Origin of the sequence: Pseudomonas caspiana (genome assembly GCF_002158995.1) — a bacterium.
In the GTDB taxonomy this organism is placed as follows: Bacteria; Pseudomonadota; Gammaproteobacteria; order Pseudomonadales; family Pseudomonadaceae; genus Aquipseudomonas; species Aquipseudomonas caspiana.
In genome coordinates this window covers 20067-34567 of the sequence record NZ_LOHF01000031.1, presented here as the reverse complement: position 1 = coordinate 34567, position 14501 = coordinate 20067, and the positions used below count along the sequence as shown (strand labels likewise).

The window sequence follows — 14501 nt, the reverse complement described above, 5'->3', positions numbered from 1 at the left end:
TCGGCGAGTTGATGACCTGTCGGCCTGAAATACTCGCCATGACGCAGGACAATAAAATCCGGTTTTTGTTTCCGCACATGACCAACGGTCGAGATAAAAGTCTGTTTGTCATTATCTCTGCTGTATCCTGCCCAAGCTTTTTAGAAGCACTGGTTCTGCCCAGCAACTAAAAAACTTGTGCAAGGAGCATTGAAATGCATGAAATTCCTAACTTTCCCCCTGGCCAGAAAGAGCCTGAGCAATCGACACTGGCTCAGCTGGAACTCGGTCAACCGGTCGACATGAAAGCCGGTCTACAGGCCGAACAAGGCCAGCAAGCCTCCAGCGAAGACTGAGGGTGATTTTTCAGACGTATCGGAAACCAGCCTTGCTGTGTTTTCATACGTCTGATTGCCGATGACCACAGGCTGCACATGAAAGACTTCAACGAAGCACAAGCCAATACCCTGATCGGCACTGCCGAACTGATGATCAAAATCTGGGCACAGTTGAGCCCGGAAAAGAAGCAGGCCCTGCTCGACCGTTTCGGTAATCAGGAAAACGCTCTCGCCGCGCTGGTAACGACCCAACTGGTTGCACCTGAACAGCCTAAGTAAGCCTCTGCCCCCTCTTGACCGCATACCCTCGCGGTAAATTTTTTTAACCAGGCCTCCAGTCCAGCGTCCGTTCGCCGCTATCATTGAGCACTTGGTTAGCTTGCTAAGGTTCGACTCGACCTGCAGCCCCGTTTGATTCCCCCGCCGTTACAGTGGACCGCTTACCCATGCCTGATACACCACGCAGTGATTCGCAACGCCCAATGGCAGTCACTCTGCAAGTCGTCTCCATCGTCATGTTCACCTTCATCGGTTACCTGAACGTCGGTATTCCGCTGGCGGTATTGCCGGGGTACGTTCACACCGACCTGGGTTTTGGCGCGGTGACTGCGGGGCTGGTGATCAGCGTGCAATACCTGGCAACCCTGCTCAGCCGCCCGTATGCCGGGCGCATCATTGATAACCTCGGGCCCAAGAAAGCAGTGTTGTTCGGCCTGGCCGGTTGCGGACTGAGCGGTGTATTCATGCTGCTGTCGAGCTGGCTGCAGGCGTGGCCCGTGATCAGCCTGGTCAGCCTGTTCTTCGGTCGACTGGTGCTGGGCAGTGCAGAGAGTCTGGTGGGTTCCGGGTCGATAGGCTGGGGCATTGGCCGTGTTGGCTCGCAGAACACCGCCAAAGTGATTTCCTGGAATGGCATCGCCAGCTACGGCGCGCTGGCCATCGGCGCACCGCTGGGGGTGATGCTGGTCAGCACGCTTGGACTATGGAGCATGGGCGTGAGCATCATCCTGCTCGCCCTGCTCGGGTTGAAACTGGCCTGGAATAAAGAAGCCGTGCCGATCGTCCACGGCGAACGCATGCCGTTCATTCATGTGCTCGGTAAAGTCTTCCCGCATGGCATGGGCCTGGCGCTGGGTTCTATCGGTTTCGGCACCATCGCAACGTTTATCACCCTTTATTACAACAGCCATAACTGGCCAAACGCAGTGCTGTGCCTGAGCCTGTTCGGTGCGTCGTTCATCGGGGCGCGGCTGTTGTTCGGCAACATGATCAACCGGATTGGCGGTTTCAAAGTGGCGATTGGCTGCCTGAGCGTCGAAAGTCTCGGCTTGCTGTTGCTGTGGGTGGCGCCGTCCCCAGAGCTGGCCTTGGCAGGCGCAGCGTTGACCGGTTTCGGATTCTCGCTGGTATTCCCGGCGCTGGGCGTCGAAGCGGTGAATCTGGTGCCTGCCTCCAGCCGCGGTGCAGCAGTGGGCGCTTACTCGCTGTTCATCGACTTGTCGCTGGGGATTACCGGTCCGGTGGCCGGTGCGGTCGCGGCAGGCTTCGGCTTTGCCTCGATCTTCCTGTTTGCGGCCCTCGCCTCGCTCAGCGGGCTGGCGCTGAGCGTCTGGCTGTACAAGCAGGCCAAAGCGGCTCGCCTACAGAACGCCTGATCAGAAGTCGACTTTGCCGCGACCTGCCTTGATCGAGCCGCGCTTGGTCTTGGACTCAAGGCGGCGGGTCTTTGAGCCCAACGTCGGCTTGGTCGGGCGACGCTTCTTCTCGACCTTGGCAGCGTTGACGATCAGCTCGGTCAAACGCTCCAGCGCGTCGGCACGGTTCTGCTCCTGAGTGCGATACTGCTGCGCCTTGAGCACGAGCACACCTTCACTGGTAATCCGGCTATCACGCAATGCCAGCAACCGCTCTTTGTAAAAAGGCGGCAGCGATGAAGCGTTGATGTCGAAACGCAGGTGCACCGCACTGGAAACCTTATTGACGTTCTGCCCACCCGCGCCCTGGGCACGGATGGCAGTCAATTCGATTTCTGCATCGGGGAGATGCACGTTATTGGAGATTACCAGCATGGTGTTTTCACATTACCTTGGAGCGATGCATACCTGGTCGCCGACAATTTTCGTGGCCGTGTCACCGTCGTGGGACCGGCTTTAGCCGGGAAGAGGCCTGGACAGCCACAGCATATCTTTCTGCCGAAATACCGTCTTCCCGGCTAAAGCCGGTCCCACGACGTCAAACCAAGCACCGTGTCTACTAAGAACGCATCCCGCGCCCACTCACCAGCAACCGCGCACAACCGACATACAGCACGATGGTCGCAATCACCATGAATGCCAGGGCAATACTGATACGGATATCAGAAACCCCCAGAATGCCGTAACGGAAGGCGTTGACCATGTGCAGAACCGGGTTGGCCAGCGACACGGTTTGCCAGAACGGTGGCAGCAAGCTGATGGAATAGAACACACCGCCCAGGTACGTCAGCGGAGTCAGTACGAAGGTCGGGATGATCGAGATATCGTCGAAGTTACGTGCAAATACTGCGTTGATAAAGCCCAGCAGCGAGAAGATCGTTGCAGTCAGCAACACCACCACAATGGTCACGCCCAAGTGGTGAACCTGCAGATCAGTGAAGAACATCGACAAGATCGTCACGATAACGCCCACCGCCAGACCACGCAGCACACCGCCCAGCACGTAGCCGATCAATATGGTGTGAGGCGAGACCGGGGAAACCATCAGTTCTTCCACCGAACGCTGGAACTTGGCACCAAAGAAACTCGATACCACGTTGCCGTACGAGTTGGTGATCACCGACATCATGATCAGACCCGGCACGATGTATTGCATGTAGGTGAAGCCGCCCATGTCGCCGATCTGCCGACCGATCAGGTTACCGAAGATCACGAAATACAGGACCATGGTAATCGCTGGCGGCAGCAAGGTTTGCGGCCAGATGCGCATGAACCTGCGCACCTCGCGATAGACAATGGTATTCAAGGCAATAAGGTTGGGGCGTAGCTCGGAACTCGTTTCGTGGCTCATACCGCTACCTTCGCCAGATTTTTTTCCACCAGAGACACGAACAACTCCTCAAGGCGATTGGTTTTGTTGCGCAGGCTCAGCACTTCGATATTCTGCGCGGCCAATTGGCTGAACAGCGCGGTGATGCCAACGTTCTTGTCGACCTGGACTTCCAGGGTATGGCTGTCAATCAGCGTATTTGGATAGCCTGTCAACTGCGGCGCAACCTTGTGTTCATGCTTGAGGTCCAGCAAGAAGGTTTCCACCGTCATCTTGTTGAGCAACTGCTTCATGCCCGTGTTTTCCACGATCACACCGTGGTCGATGATGCCGATGTTACGGCACAGCTGCTCGGCCTCTTCCAGGTAGTGCGTAGTCAGAATGATGGTAGTGCCCTGCTCGTTCAGCTCGGTAAGGAACGACCACATCGAACGACGCAGCTCGATATCAACACCCGCTGTCGGCTCGTCGAGGATCAGCAGACGAGGCTGATGGATCAACGCGCGGGCGATCATCAGACGTCGCTTCATACCACCGGACAATGAGCGTGAAGGCACGTCGCGCTTGTCCCACAATCCCAACTGGGTCAGGTACTGCTCGGCGCGTTCTTTGGCGATCTTCGGTGGGATGCCGTAGTAACCCGCCTGGGTCACGACGATGTCGAAGGCCTTTTCGAACTGATTGAAATTGAATTCCTGAGGCACCACGCCAATGCAGCGCTTGAGCGCCGCGGGCTCGCGGTCCAGGTCATGGCCAAAGATATTCACCGTGCCACTGGTCTTGTTGACCAGGGTCGAGATGATGCCAATGGTGGTGGATTTGCCCGCGCCGTTAGGGCCAAGCAAGGCAAAAAAATCACCTTCAGCGACGTCCAGATCGATACCACTCAGGGCCTGGAAACCGTTGCCGTAGGTTTTGGTTAGCTGCCGGATGGATAGAGCAGAACTCATATCGAAAAAATTACCAGTGAAGAAATAGAGAATAGAGATGAGGGCTGACACACCTGATTACAACTCTGGCCAGCACCGCAATGGTGCTTGGCCGAGCCGCTCAAGTACAGCGTGATCTATTGATAGTGCCTATCAACGGCACGCATCAAGTCAGCGCGGTCATGACCGCTGCCTGATACGCCGGCCGTGCCTTCAACCGTGCATACCAGCTTTCGAGGTGTGGCATGGCGGGTCGTTCAATCGGCATTTCGAACCAGGCATAAATAAAGCTGCCCAGCGGGATGTCGCCCATGCCGAACTCGGCTCCGGACAAGTAAGGCTGTTTCTGTAGCGCCTCATCGACAACGATCAACAGCCCCTGCAAGGTTTTGATCGCGCCGTTGATCTGCACCCAATCCTGCTGCTCGGCCGGGGTACGCAGTACGCCCCAGAACACATCGCGAAACGGACCGGCAAAGGTCGACGTGGTCCAGTCCATCCATTTGTCCGCAGTTGCACGTTGCTGCGCATCGGTGGGGTACAACGCTGAGCCAGATGCGTGACGGGCCGCCAGGTAACGCACGATGGCGTTGGATTCCCAGAGCACGAAGTCGCCATCTTCGATCATCGGGATTCGGCCGTTTGGGTTCTTTGCCCGATATTCAGCGCCATCCACCAGCCCAAACGCCCCGCCCGCGTCGAGCGCTTCGTATTGCAGGCCCAGCTCTTCGGCGATCCAGAGTGCCTTGCGCACATTGGAAGAGTTTTTCCGGCCCCAGATTTTAAGCATTGGTTTCTCCTTGAAGATGGGCGACAGGATAGGCCATTTGCAGTCAAACGCGGCCTTCATGTGGAACATTCTATGTCGGCCTGCAAGGGTAATGGTCGAGCGCGCTGCTGCGACAGATCCCACGACCAATAGTGGCCAGATCACGCAGTGAAACTCCCTCCCCCCGCCAGGGTCACTATCCATGCACTCGCTCGGGTCGTTTCTTGACGAAACATGCCCAGGCTCTTGATAGTGGCTGCTCGCTGCTGTCATCACGGAGGATTACTTATGCTGTTGTTGTGGATTGTGGTTCTGATCGTCGGCATCGCCTGGCTGGCGCACCGTCGCGTTGCGCCTATGCCTGCGCTGGGCGTGGTTGCTGTTTATCTGCTGGCGATGGGCGTCATCAGCCATGCGCCAACCTGGTTGATGGTGGTCTTCTGGATCCTGCTGCTGGCCGTGGCATTGCCGCTGGCGCTGCCGGACCTGCGTCGCAAACATTTCACCGCGCCGATGTTCACCTGGTTCAAGAAAGTGTTGCCGCCCATGTCGGAGACCGAGCGCGATGCCATCGACGCCGGGACAGTCTGGTGGGATGGCGAACTGTTCAGTGGCCGTCCTGATTGGGACTTGCTGCTCAGCTATCCGAAAGTCCAACTGACCGAAGAAGAACAAGCCTTCCTCGACGGCCCGACCGAAGAGCTGTGCGCGATGGTCACCGATTGGGAAATCGGTCAGGCCATGGACCTGCCGCCTCGTGCCTGGGAACACATCAAACAGCACGGTTTCTTTGCCCTGATCATCCCCAAAGAGTTCGGCGGTAAAGGCTTCTCGGCCTATGCCCACTCACAAGTCGCGATGAAACTGGCTACCCGTAGCGGCGACCTCGCTTCGACGGTCATGGTCCCCAACTCCCTCGGCCCTGCCGAATTGTTGCTGCATTACGGCACCGACGAACAACGCAATCACTACCTGCCGCGTCTGGCTCGCGGCGATGACATTCCGTGTTTCGCCCTGACCGGTCCGCTGGCGGGTTCCGACGCAGGCGCGATGCCGGACACCGGCATCATCTGCAAAGGCCAATGGCAGGGCGAAGAAGTTATCGGCCTGCGCCTGAACTGGGAAAAGCGCTACATCACCCTAGGCCCCGTCGCGACCCTCCTCGGGCTGGCGTTCAAGGCTTATGACCCGGAGCATTTGCTGGGTGAAGAAGTCGATCTGGGCATCAGCCTGGCTCTGATTCCGACAGATACACCGGGTGTGGAAATTGGCCGCCGCCACTTGCCACTAGGCGCGGCATTCATGAACGGCCCCAACTCCGGCAAAGACGTGTTTATCCCGCTGGAGTACCTGATCGGTGGTCAGGAAATGCTCGGCAAAGGCTGGATGATGCTGATGAACTGCCTGTCGGTAGGTCGCTCCATCTCCCTGCCTGCCGTCGGCACCGGCGCTGCCAAATTCACCAGCCTGGTCACCGGCCAGTATGCTCAGGTGCGTGAGCAGTTCAACGTCCCCCTGTCTGCCTTCGAAGGTATTCAGGAGTCTCTGGCACGGATCGGCGGCAACGCATGGCTGATGGACAGCGCCCGCATGCTCACTGCGAACGCGGTGGACCTTGGCGAAAAACCGTCAGTGCTGTCGGCGATTCTCAAATATCACCTGACCGAACGGGGCCGCGAGTGCATCACCCACGCCATGGATGTGCATGGCGGTAAAGGCATCATCATGGGCCCGAACAATTACTTGGGCCGCAACTGGCAGGGTGCGCCGATCTTCATCACAGTTGAGGGCGCAAACATCCTGTCGCGCAACCTGATGATCTTCGGTCAGGGTGCGATCCGTTGCCATCCATTCGTGCTCAAGGAAATGGCGCTGGCCGGTCGCTCCGATCACGATCAGGCGCTGCTCGAATTCGACAGCTTGCTGCTCAAGCACATCGGTTTTGCGGTGAGTAACGTTGCCAGCACGTTCATTCTCAATCTGGGCTTCGGTCACTTCGAGAAGGCCCCGGGCGACAGCCTGAGTCAAGGGTACTACCGGGCGCTGAATCGCCAGGCCGCAGCTTTTGCAACCCTCGCTGATCTGAGCATGATGTTGCTGGGTGGCGAGTTGAAACGTCGCGAGCGTCTCTCGGCGCGATTGGGCGATGTACTGAGCCACCTGTATCTGGCCTCGGCAGCCCTCAAGCGCTACCACGACCTGAACTACCCCGAGCATCTGCAACCGGTGTTCCGCTGGGCGATGGAAGAAGCGCTCGGCGAATCCGAACGTGCGTTGGATGAACTGCTGAGCAACTTCCCGAATCGGGTATTGGGCGTTCTGTTGCGGGTTGTGGTGTTCCCGTTCGGACGTCGCCACAAAGGCCCGTCCGACAAACTGGATGCGCAGGTTGCAGCAGTACTCGGCCGCGCCAAGGGCGATCCAACCCTGGAAGAGTTACTGGCCGGCTGCTACCGCCCGCAATCGCCCGACGATGCCGTTGGCGCGTTGCAACATGCCAGCGACCTATTGAACGCCGCGCAGCCGCTGCATAAAAAACTGCATGTGGCCTTCAAGGGGGGTCAGTTCAAACCGGTTGCAGGTGAGCATGTGATCGACGCGGCGCTCAATGCCAGTGTGCTGCAACCGGCAGAGGCCGAGACACTCCGAGCGGCCGAAGCGGCACGACGCAAGGTCATCGATGTGGATGACTTCGACAAGGAAGAACTGACCCTGAGCGAAGGCAAGACTCGCTAAAAAGCTGATGTATTGAAGGAACTGGTCGGTCCAACCCCACAGCAGGCGCGCAGAGCTTTATACTCTCGCGCCTGTTTTTTTGTCTTTGAGGATTGCCCCATGGCCGACGCCAATCTCGACCACCAACTGAACCTGCTGGCACACCTGCGCAGCATCCTGGTCGCACTGGGCGAGGCCGAGCAGGTTCCCGAAGAAAGCCATGCCCTGTTCATGGAGCGCTTCGACGAACTGCTAACCCTGCTGCCGCAAGACCCTATCGAAAGCCAGTATCTGGGCCAGGACATCCTGTGCCAGGTGATCCAGCGCTACCCGCAAATCGCCCATATGGTGCCTCGCGACCTGCTCTGGTTCTTCGCCGGGGACTGCCTGCACTTCATGCCTGACGAAGAAATCGAGCTGTATCAGTCGCTGGAAGAGCGTCGCTACGAAGCCGAACAGAACGACGAACCGTTTGACTGGAACATGGAAAAGCAACTACTGGCGATGCCGTCTCAGGGCAGCAAGCACTGATCCAAGCGGCGCACTCAGCCGAGCTGACGCCTGAACCGGTCTGACTGGTACTGGGCGTATTGCTGACTGCCGCTGCGTTGCGTCAGTACAGGCGTGCCTCGTCGTTGCTGACGGTCAAGCAACTGGAAGTAAAGCGCCTCGTGATCGGGTTTGAAAATGCTGGAACTGCGCAGCCTTTCCAGCGTGCTGTGCCCGGGATTTGCGGGTCCCTTGATCAGATCGATAGCGTCCATTGGCGGGAGTCTGTCGAGTATTTTATTGAACGCGGCGGTTACGTGCGGATCGCCAGCAAGGACAACCCGAGAGGCTGCAAGCGCATCTTCCTGCTCCGGTGCAAGCACCTTGCGTAAAGACGCCGGGCTGAGGTTCAGTGCTGCAATACCTTCGAAGTAGCCTGCCAGCATGGTTTTGCTGGCCGCGAAGGATGTCGCGGTCCAGCCAGTACTTGGGGGCGCGCAAATATCCGGGATGATATTGGGCTGATCCTGCTCAGGGTTTCCGAGCAGTTTGACCACTTCACGCGAGCGCAAGCCACTGCTTGCTAGCGCATTGAGGTAGGCATTGATGCAGGCAGAGTCTTCATACGCAGCCGCACGCTGCATGCAAGTGTCACCGTCGGAGTCCTTGCCTTGCAGCAGCCGGTATCTTTCCTGCGTATCGAGCAAGTCGCATTGACTGACGCGCTCGATGAAGACCGAGATCATGTCGGGATGGCTGAAAGATGCCGCATCCGCCATTGAGGTCTGGCCACTTGCGGTGGTAGCACCAAGCAGTCTCGCCAGCCTTCCTTTACCAAGCTCCAGGGTTTCCAGTCGATCAAACAGAAGATGGAAGTCGCCTGCTTTTTGATGCTCCAAAGCAACGGCCAGATTATTGTCGTTAGGGTCGCCACGGATAACATCGAACAAATCGGCGTCGTTCAGACGCACAGTGTCTAACAACGCAAGGTAGTCAGCGACGAAGCCAGGGTTCTGGGACGGCAGATGCAGGCAATATCCTAAAGGTTTGCGATTTTTTTCAATGCTGGGCGCCAGCAATTTTTTGGCAGTTGAACTGGGCACCTTCAGCTTCGCAACGCCGGTTACAAATACCCGCAAACGCAGGCGCTGGTTTTCATGGTTCAAGCCTTTCGGATCGACACCCTGCGCGAAATCTCTGAGCCTGCTTGCAGGCGCGCTTAGATAAGGAGCGGCCTTGCTACCGACCAGCCCCTTGCGCTTCATGTAGTCGCACAGCCCCAGAAACGCTCGCAGGGAACTGACTCCCCAAACCGTCTTGAGCAGTGATTTGTCAACTTCCATGGGCAATCTGGAACCCTTACGGAAGTACTTCATATCGTCTGCAGGATGCCCCACATCCTTGCTGACGGCTTGAATGAACGGATAACGGCCTTTTTCAAAGTAACCACTGTTGTCGGGGAAAGCTTTATCAAAAGTGATATCCGAGACGCTTTGATCCGGATAACGCTCCAGGCGGCGGTGGACATTAGTATCGTTGGGGTCGTAAAAAGCCAGGGTAATGCGATCCCCTTTGTTTTGAATGTGTATCGGCAAATCATGGTTATAGGTGCGCAGCATGATTCGCGCTTCAGGAAGTTGTTGGTCGACCACCTGACTAAACATGTCGTCCAGCCAGCGTCCAAATTTGTCGGGAATCAGGAGTGGATTGTTATGCCCGGTAATCAGCTCCAGTTGGTCCGTTCCGGCGTCAGCGCGGGAATGAGGGTTACTGGGGTGATCATAGAACGCCTGCAGGTGTGCCTTGGATTTGGCCGCCCGGTCCAGGAAGTCCTTACCACCGCCCATGTCGGCAGGCTCGTCACCAAACAGGTAGTTGAAAGCGAGATGACGGCACTCCGCCAATGGCTGGGTGACTTCCATATTCAAATCAACAATGGGGCCACGTTTACTGGAGAGATAGATCTCATCCTTGCCCGGCTTGATCGGGTCTGGCCTGTTGCGAGGCTGAGGCCTTGATTCGCTGGCCTTCGGACGACGCGTCCTTGAGGAGGTGGCCTCAGGGTGACGTGTATGACTATTACTCTCAGGGCGCGGCCTTACGGCGGGAAGAAGGGGTAGTCTAAAAAAGTTATTTGAAGGCATGGGGATGAAATCCTCTGAAAGGCATTCTCCCTCTGTGGTGATTCCAGCCTGCCCGGTTCCTTGCCCAGGGATGCACTGCTTCAGCTTCGTAGGCGGGAACCGGATGAGCATGCAAACCACTCAGGTAGATACCGTTCTCCTGAGCACACCCTCATGATCAATATTTCTCATCCGTCACTGACATCAGTCGCCCTGAAAGCCGGTAAACCTGACAAGCCTTCGGTGTCAGCCAATCTTCACGTAGCCGATAACATTTCCATGGGCGCGAAGATGCACTTTCCCGGCCCATGGCTGGATAAAAAACGGGCATCGCTTAGCCCTTCGCAACAAAAGATGTTCGACGTGGCCCTAAAGGTTTTGAACGGCGAAGAACGCCCAAAGTCCGTCCGCGCCTCTGAAACCGGTCGCGAGATAGAGCTGGACCGGCCAGCTCATGGGGCAACCACGCTCAGTATCGGGTTGGAAAAACCGATGTCCGAGGTTCTGGACTTTCTCGGCATGAGTGACGGCAAGGGCAGGGCTCTGCTGACTTTAGGCACGAAGATGGCAAATGCCGTGTCCCCTCCCCCTCAGCAGCCAGAAGGCCCCGCAAAGTTCACGCACCAGGACTTCCTGTCGACCGGAAACCTGGCCGCTACGATTCTAGGAAATCGGCTCGGCAAGACGCCTGTTAATGGTCGACAACACGCTGGCGTTGATGGCAGCACAGATCAGTCACAACATGCTTCTGGCACAGTGCGGCCGCTGCCACCTCGTGCGTCCGGTGAAGATGCCAATGCCAATATCAGGCCGGACCTGGATACCAAGCGTGCGCGAGCTGAAGCGCTACAGCTTTCTGCAACCAAAGGGACTGGCGCGAGCCGTGAAAAGCTTTCGACAGAGCAGCCCAAAACCAGCTCGACTCAAAAGCTCGAATAACTCTCGGGAGTTCAAATGCTTGTGAGATACCTGCTGCTGCATAAGGGTCTGGATTTCGCTTGAGGTCACAATCTGTGGCCCAAAAAGCCTTGTGGAATACCGCTTAAAAATTGCGCTCTGTGGAACCGTTTCAACTGCTCCGCCACACAGTGGTATCAACGGTTGTCACAAAGAAGGCAATGAACATGAATATGCGCGTCCTCCCTGATATGTCCAGCCAGCTCCCTCTCAACGGTCAGGAGGGAACGCATTCAAACGACGTTCCAGGCCAGGGAGTCAAAGGCGCCACAGTGCCGATGAAAAACTTCGTGCCCGGTGGTGGTGGCGGCATATCCTTCGGTCAAGGCAACACCACACAGGCACCCCGCCAGCCAACCGCTCAGTTCGCAGCTGGCAAGACTCAAGACGCGCCCTCGGCCCTCATCTCGTTATTCAAGGAAGTACTGGAACGCCTCAGTACAACAGGCGGCGATCAAACCGAGGAAACCGCATTCGGCAAACCTGTCCAGCCGCAAAGCTCAGGTGCGCAGCGCACCGGTAGACCAGACGGCGCCGACAGAACCTCTGGCGTGACAGCGCCGAAGGCCACTCATGCCGCCGGGGACGCAGATCCCACGGCCATAAAAGGCCAGGATGCGGCGTTTCTGGATAACTCCAAATACTCCAAACCAGAAGATCTGGAGAAATTCGCACCGATGGTGGCCAACTTGCCGCCCGCGCAGCGTGAACAGGCTGCGAAAGAACTCAACCGCCCTATCGCGGCAGCGAAGATGGCAGCCGCAGGCGGGGAAGACGCAAAAGTAGCCAAAGCATTCATTGAGGCCAATCCGGTGCTTAAAACCGCCGCTGATGTGGGCAAGCATGGTGGCAAGGCTGACGGAAAAACCACTGATGGCGATTACAAGTCGCTGGCGAAAAATCTCGAGAAAGCCCGGGACGCTGGAGCCAAATCCGTCAATGAGTACATGAAAGCCAATCCCAAAGCTGATCCGCAGTCACTGCAAATGGTGACCAACGCGGCGTTGCTGCGGGCCAACGAACCCATTACCAAATGCGCTGATCCGAAAAAAGCCGTAGGAGGTGAAGAGAAAGTCGGCAAGTACACCACGGTCGACGACCTCAAGGCGTTGTCTTCAGGCAATCCCGGCTTGTCCAGCCTGCTGACAACCTCAGCGAAAACGTTTGCCCAGCCGGGCTTCTCTGACTTGCTCGACCAAGGCGGCCTGGAAGGCAAGGCTCTGGCAAAGAAAAGCGCAGACGGCGATATCAGTACCCGAAACATAGAAGACTGGATCAAGAAGCAGGCCCCCACAAACGGCGGCGAATTTGCGGCCATGATGAGCAGCGCCGCTACGCTCAACGCCACAGCAGGCGTCGATATCAGCGCGCTGAACGAAGACGTGTTTGCCAACCCGGACAAATACAGCGGCGACCAGAAAGCGGCAGTCATGGTCAAACTGCAGAAAACGCTGGAGAGCGTGGAAGCCGGACACAGTCTGCGCAAGACCGAGAAGACCGAAACGGCTTTGAGAGAAAAAATCGCACAGCTTCAAGGCGATAAAGATGTGCAGGCCTTTCTCGATAAATCGATTCCGGAACAGCAGAGGAAATTGATCAGTAACGACCCTGCCCTGAAACAAGCGGTCAATGAGCGCTACCAGAGCCTGACTTCGGGCAACTCGCTGGAAACCGATATGCGGGGCGATATCGATGCGGTGACCAAAGACAAAGACGGCAAGCCGGTCAAGGATCCAGCATCCCCTGACTACAGTGCTTCGGTCGGCAACCTGAGCGCCGAGCTGCAAATGCAGAAAGATCTGCGTGGCGCTAACGCGGATGTTCCCACCGCCAGTGACGTGGTTGCCGGTCGTCCGGATTTGAGTGCCGAACTGCAACGCTCTTACAAAGAGAATTTTGCCCAGGGCGGCAAAATGAACGAGCAAATGAAATCGAAAGACGCCAAGCCTGAAAAAGCATTGGCCGACGTCGATGGACAAAAAGCCGCCTACGACGCCGTGCTACCGCCGGAAATTACTGCCGCCAGCCAGGACGCCTATACCGAGGCCACGCTAGCAGCCTTGAAGACCACCAAGGCTGGGGTCGACATGATTACCAACTTCAAGGACGCCACTGCCGGGCTGGGCAATAAAGATCCACAGAGCATCAGCGCTCAGGACTTGAAAGCCGAAGCCGAAAAGCGTGCGAAGACTGCACTTGACGGTAAGGGTCTGGCTGGTGGTGCGATGGGCGCGGCAGGTGGTGTGTACGCCATGACGTCCGTTTCCGGATTACTGGCTCAGGGTAAGGATGCCGAAGCCGGTAAGGCAATCTACGACAGTATCCGTGGCGCGGGCACTGCTGCGCGGGTTGGTTATGACCTGGCAACCAAATCCAGCACTGCCGGTGGCGAGATCGCCGGTAAAGTCGCGGGCCGTGCCGTTGGCGCGATTGCCGGCCGTGTTGCGGGTATGGCGGCTGCCAGCGCTGTCGCGAGCGCTGTGCCCGTCGTTGGCTGGATCGCCGATGCTGCCATGGCGATTGGCTTCGGTATCAAAGCCATTATTGATGCCGTGCATAAAAAACAGGACCAGAAAGCTTTCGATCACAATGTTGATCCAACGCTGGACCAGTTTGGTATTCCCAAGGCGCATTGATATTCTGAGGCGGTGAAGGCGTAGGCATCCGTACATATCCGTTACCGCGTTTATGGCTGATATTGGTTGCGCTTTTACAGCGCGTCACTTTCGAAAAGCGCGAAAGTAACCAAAGCGCTCTTGCCCCACCACTTGGCACCTCGCTGTCGCTCGGTGTACCCGTAATCCGACATTGCTGCGTGGGGCCGCCGCCACCGGCCATCCATGGCCTGAGGCGACTAAACCGGCATCCCTGCCGGTTCACCCCACACAGCAATATCGAATTCCGGCCGGCGTGATTTAACGGGGCGCTTAAAATCAAAAGCACGGCGGCCTGACAGCCGGACCTGATGTGTGAATTTACCGCTGTTTTGTAGGAGCTGCCGAAGGCTGCAAAGCGGTGTGTCAGACGATGTATGCGTTGGCTGTGGTGACGTCTCGCAAACAAGTTCGCTCCTACCGGTCCGAGACGACCCCGCTGTTTTCGCTCTGCTTTTGATCTGCTTTTGATCTTAGGCGCCCCGTTAAACCACGCTGGCCGCTCGCAGATTTGAAACCGTGGG

The 14501-nt window shown here is 57.1% G+C and carries 12 protein-coding genes; 7 read left to right on the top strand and 5 right to left on the bottom strand.

The features are described 5' to 3' along the window. Nucleotides 1-194 precede the first annotated feature (194 nt). From AUC60_RS27990 to AUC60_RS24900, 3 genes are all read left to right on the top strand, one after another. On the top strand, nucleotides 195-335 hold the full coding sequence (locus AUC60_RS27990; RefSeq protein WP_167384395.1) for a hypothetical protein: 141 nt from the start codon (nucleotides 195-197) through the stop codon (nucleotides 333-335). A gap of 78 nt (nucleotides 336-413) precedes the next feature. Next, nucleotides 414-596, top strand: a complete 183-nt coding sequence (locus tag AUC60_RS24905) for a hypothetical protein (protein WP_087273866.1) — start codon at nucleotides 414-416, stop codon at nucleotides 594-596. 167 nt (nucleotides 597-763) lie between these two features. Continuing rightward, nucleotides 764-1972 carry an MFS transporter gene (locus AUC60_RS24900; protein ID WP_087273864.1) on the top strand — a complete coding sequence of 403 codons (1209 nt, stop codon included), beginning with the start codon at nucleotides 764-766 and terminating at the stop codon, nucleotides 1970-1972. Here AUC60_RS24900 and arfB read toward each other — a convergent pair whose 3' ends face one another. The 4 genes from arfB to AUC60_RS24880 all read right to left on the bottom strand — a co-directional run bounded on the left by arfB (nucleotide 1973) and on the right by AUC60_RS24880 (nucleotide 5060). After that, nucleotides 1973-2386, bottom strand: coding sequence for an alternative ribosome rescue aminoacyl-tRNA hydrolase ArfB (gene arfB, locus AUC60_RS24895; RefSeq protein ID WP_027898123.1), 414 nt, complete (start codon nucleotides 2384-2386; stop codon nucleotides 1973-1975). 184 nt (nucleotides 2387-2570) lie between these two features. Next, a complete protein-coding gene (locus AUC60_RS24890) occupies nucleotides 2571-3362 on the bottom strand; it encodes an ABC transporter permease (RefSeq protein ID WP_087273863.1) in 792 nt (263 codons plus the stop codon). Next, on the bottom strand, nucleotides 3359-4291 hold the full coding sequence (locus tag AUC60_RS24885; protein WP_087273861.1) for an ABC transporter ATP-binding protein: 933 nt from the start codon (nucleotides 4289-4291) through the stop codon (nucleotides 3359-3361). The genes AUC60_RS24890 and AUC60_RS24885 overlap by 4 nt, the downstream gene beginning before the upstream one ends. Before the next feature lie 145 nt (nucleotides 4292-4436). Further along, nucleotides 4437-5060 (bottom strand): glutathione S-transferase family protein, encoded by a 624-nt coding sequence (locus AUC60_RS24880; protein WP_087273901.1) that lies wholly within the window; start codon nucleotides 5058-5060, stop codon nucleotides 4437-4439. Between the two features lie 267 nt (nucleotides 5061-5327). Here AUC60_RS24880 and AUC60_RS24875 point away from each other — a divergent pair, with 267 nt between their 5' ends. Both AUC60_RS24875 and AUC60_RS24870 read left to right on the top strand, forming a co-directional pair. Then, the gene (locus tag AUC60_RS24875) at nucleotides 5328-7775 is read left to right on the top strand and encodes an acyl-CoA dehydrogenase (protein WP_087273859.1); all 2448 of its coding nucleotides are present in this window, start codon (nucleotides 5328-5330) and stop codon (nucleotides 7773-7775) included. 99 nt (nucleotides 7776-7874) lie between these two features. After that, on the top strand, nucleotides 7875-8285 hold the full coding sequence (locus AUC60_RS24870; protein ID WP_087273857.1) for a PA2817 family protein: 411 nt from the start codon (nucleotides 7875-7877) through the stop codon (nucleotides 8283-8285). A gap of 14 nt (nucleotides 8286-8299) precedes the next feature. On the opposite strand, the gene AUC60_RS24865 is transcribed toward AUC60_RS24870, so the two are convergent. Continuing rightward, on the bottom strand, nucleotides 8300-10387 hold the full coding sequence (locus AUC60_RS24865; protein ID WP_158099156.1) for a ShET2/EspL2 family type III secretion system effector toxin: 2088 nt from the start codon (nucleotides 10385-10387) through the stop codon (nucleotides 8300-8302). Between the two features lie 153 nt (nucleotides 10388-10540). Between AUC60_RS24865 and AUC60_RS24860 the strand changes: the two genes are divergently transcribed. Together AUC60_RS24860 and AUC60_RS24855 are read left to right on the top strand one after the other, a co-directional pair. Then, nucleotides 10541-11305, top strand: a complete 765-nt coding sequence (locus AUC60_RS24860; RefSeq protein ID WP_087273853.1) for a hypothetical protein — start codon at nucleotides 10541-10543, stop codon at nucleotides 11303-11305. 185 nt (nucleotides 11306-11490) lie between these two features. Further along, nucleotides 11491-13959 carry a type III effector HrpK domain-containing protein gene (locus tag AUC60_RS24855; protein ID WP_158099155.1) on the top strand — a complete coding sequence of 823 codons (2469 nt, stop codon included), beginning with the start codon at nucleotides 11491-11493 and terminating at the stop codon, nucleotides 13957-13959. The last annotated feature ends 542 nt before the right edge of the window (nucleotides 13960-14501 follow it).

Excerpts from the sequence above, each read along its gene's own strand:
- AUC60_RS27990 (WP_167384395.1), top strand. The coding sequence starts at position 195 with ATGCATGAAATTCCTAACTTTCCCCCTGGCCAGAAAGAGCCTGAGCAA.
- AUC60_RS24890 (WP_087273863.1), bottom strand. The coding sequence starts at position 3,362 with ATGAGCCACGAAACGAGTTCCGAGCTACGCCCCAACCTTATTGCCTTG.
- AUC60_RS24875 (WP_087273859.1), top strand. The coding sequence starts at position 5,328 with ATGCTGTTGTTGTGGATTGTGGTTCTGATCGTCGGCATCGCCTGGCTG.
- AUC60_RS24905 (WP_087273866.1), top strand. The coding sequence starts at position 414 with ATGAAAGACTTCAACGAAGCACAAGCCAATACCCTGATCGGCACTGCC.
- AUC60_RS24855 (WP_158099155.1), top strand. The coding sequence starts at position 11,491 with ATGAATATGCGCGTCCTCCCTGATATGTCCAGCCAGCTCCCTCTCAAC.
- AUC60_RS24900 (WP_087273864.1), top strand. The coding sequence starts at position 764 with ATGCCTGATACACCACGCAGTGATTCGCAACGCCCAATGGCAGTCACT.
- AUC60_RS24870 (WP_087273857.1), top strand. The coding sequence starts at position 7,875 with ATGGCCGACGCCAATCTCGACCACCAACTGAACCTGCTGGCACACCTG.
- AUC60_RS24880 (WP_087273901.1), bottom strand. The coding sequence starts at position 5,060 with ATGCTTAAAATCTGGGGCCGGAAAAACTCTTCCAATGTGCGCAAGGCA.
- AUC60_RS24885 (WP_087273861.1), bottom strand. The coding sequence starts at position 4,291 with ATGAGTTCTGCTCTATCCATCCGGCAGCTAACCAAAACCTACGGCAAC.
- AUC60_RS24865 (WP_158099156.1), bottom strand. The coding sequence starts at position 10,387 with ATGCCTTCAAATAACTTTTTTAGACTACCCCTTCTTCCCGCCGTAAGG.
- AUC60_RS24860 (WP_087273853.1), top strand. The coding sequence starts at position 10,541 with ATGATCAATATTTCTCATCCGTCACTGACATCAGTCGCCCTGAAAGCC.
- arfB (WP_027898123.1), bottom strand. The coding sequence starts at position 2,386 with ATGCTGGTAATCTCCAATAACGTGCATCTCCCCGATGCAGAAATCGAA.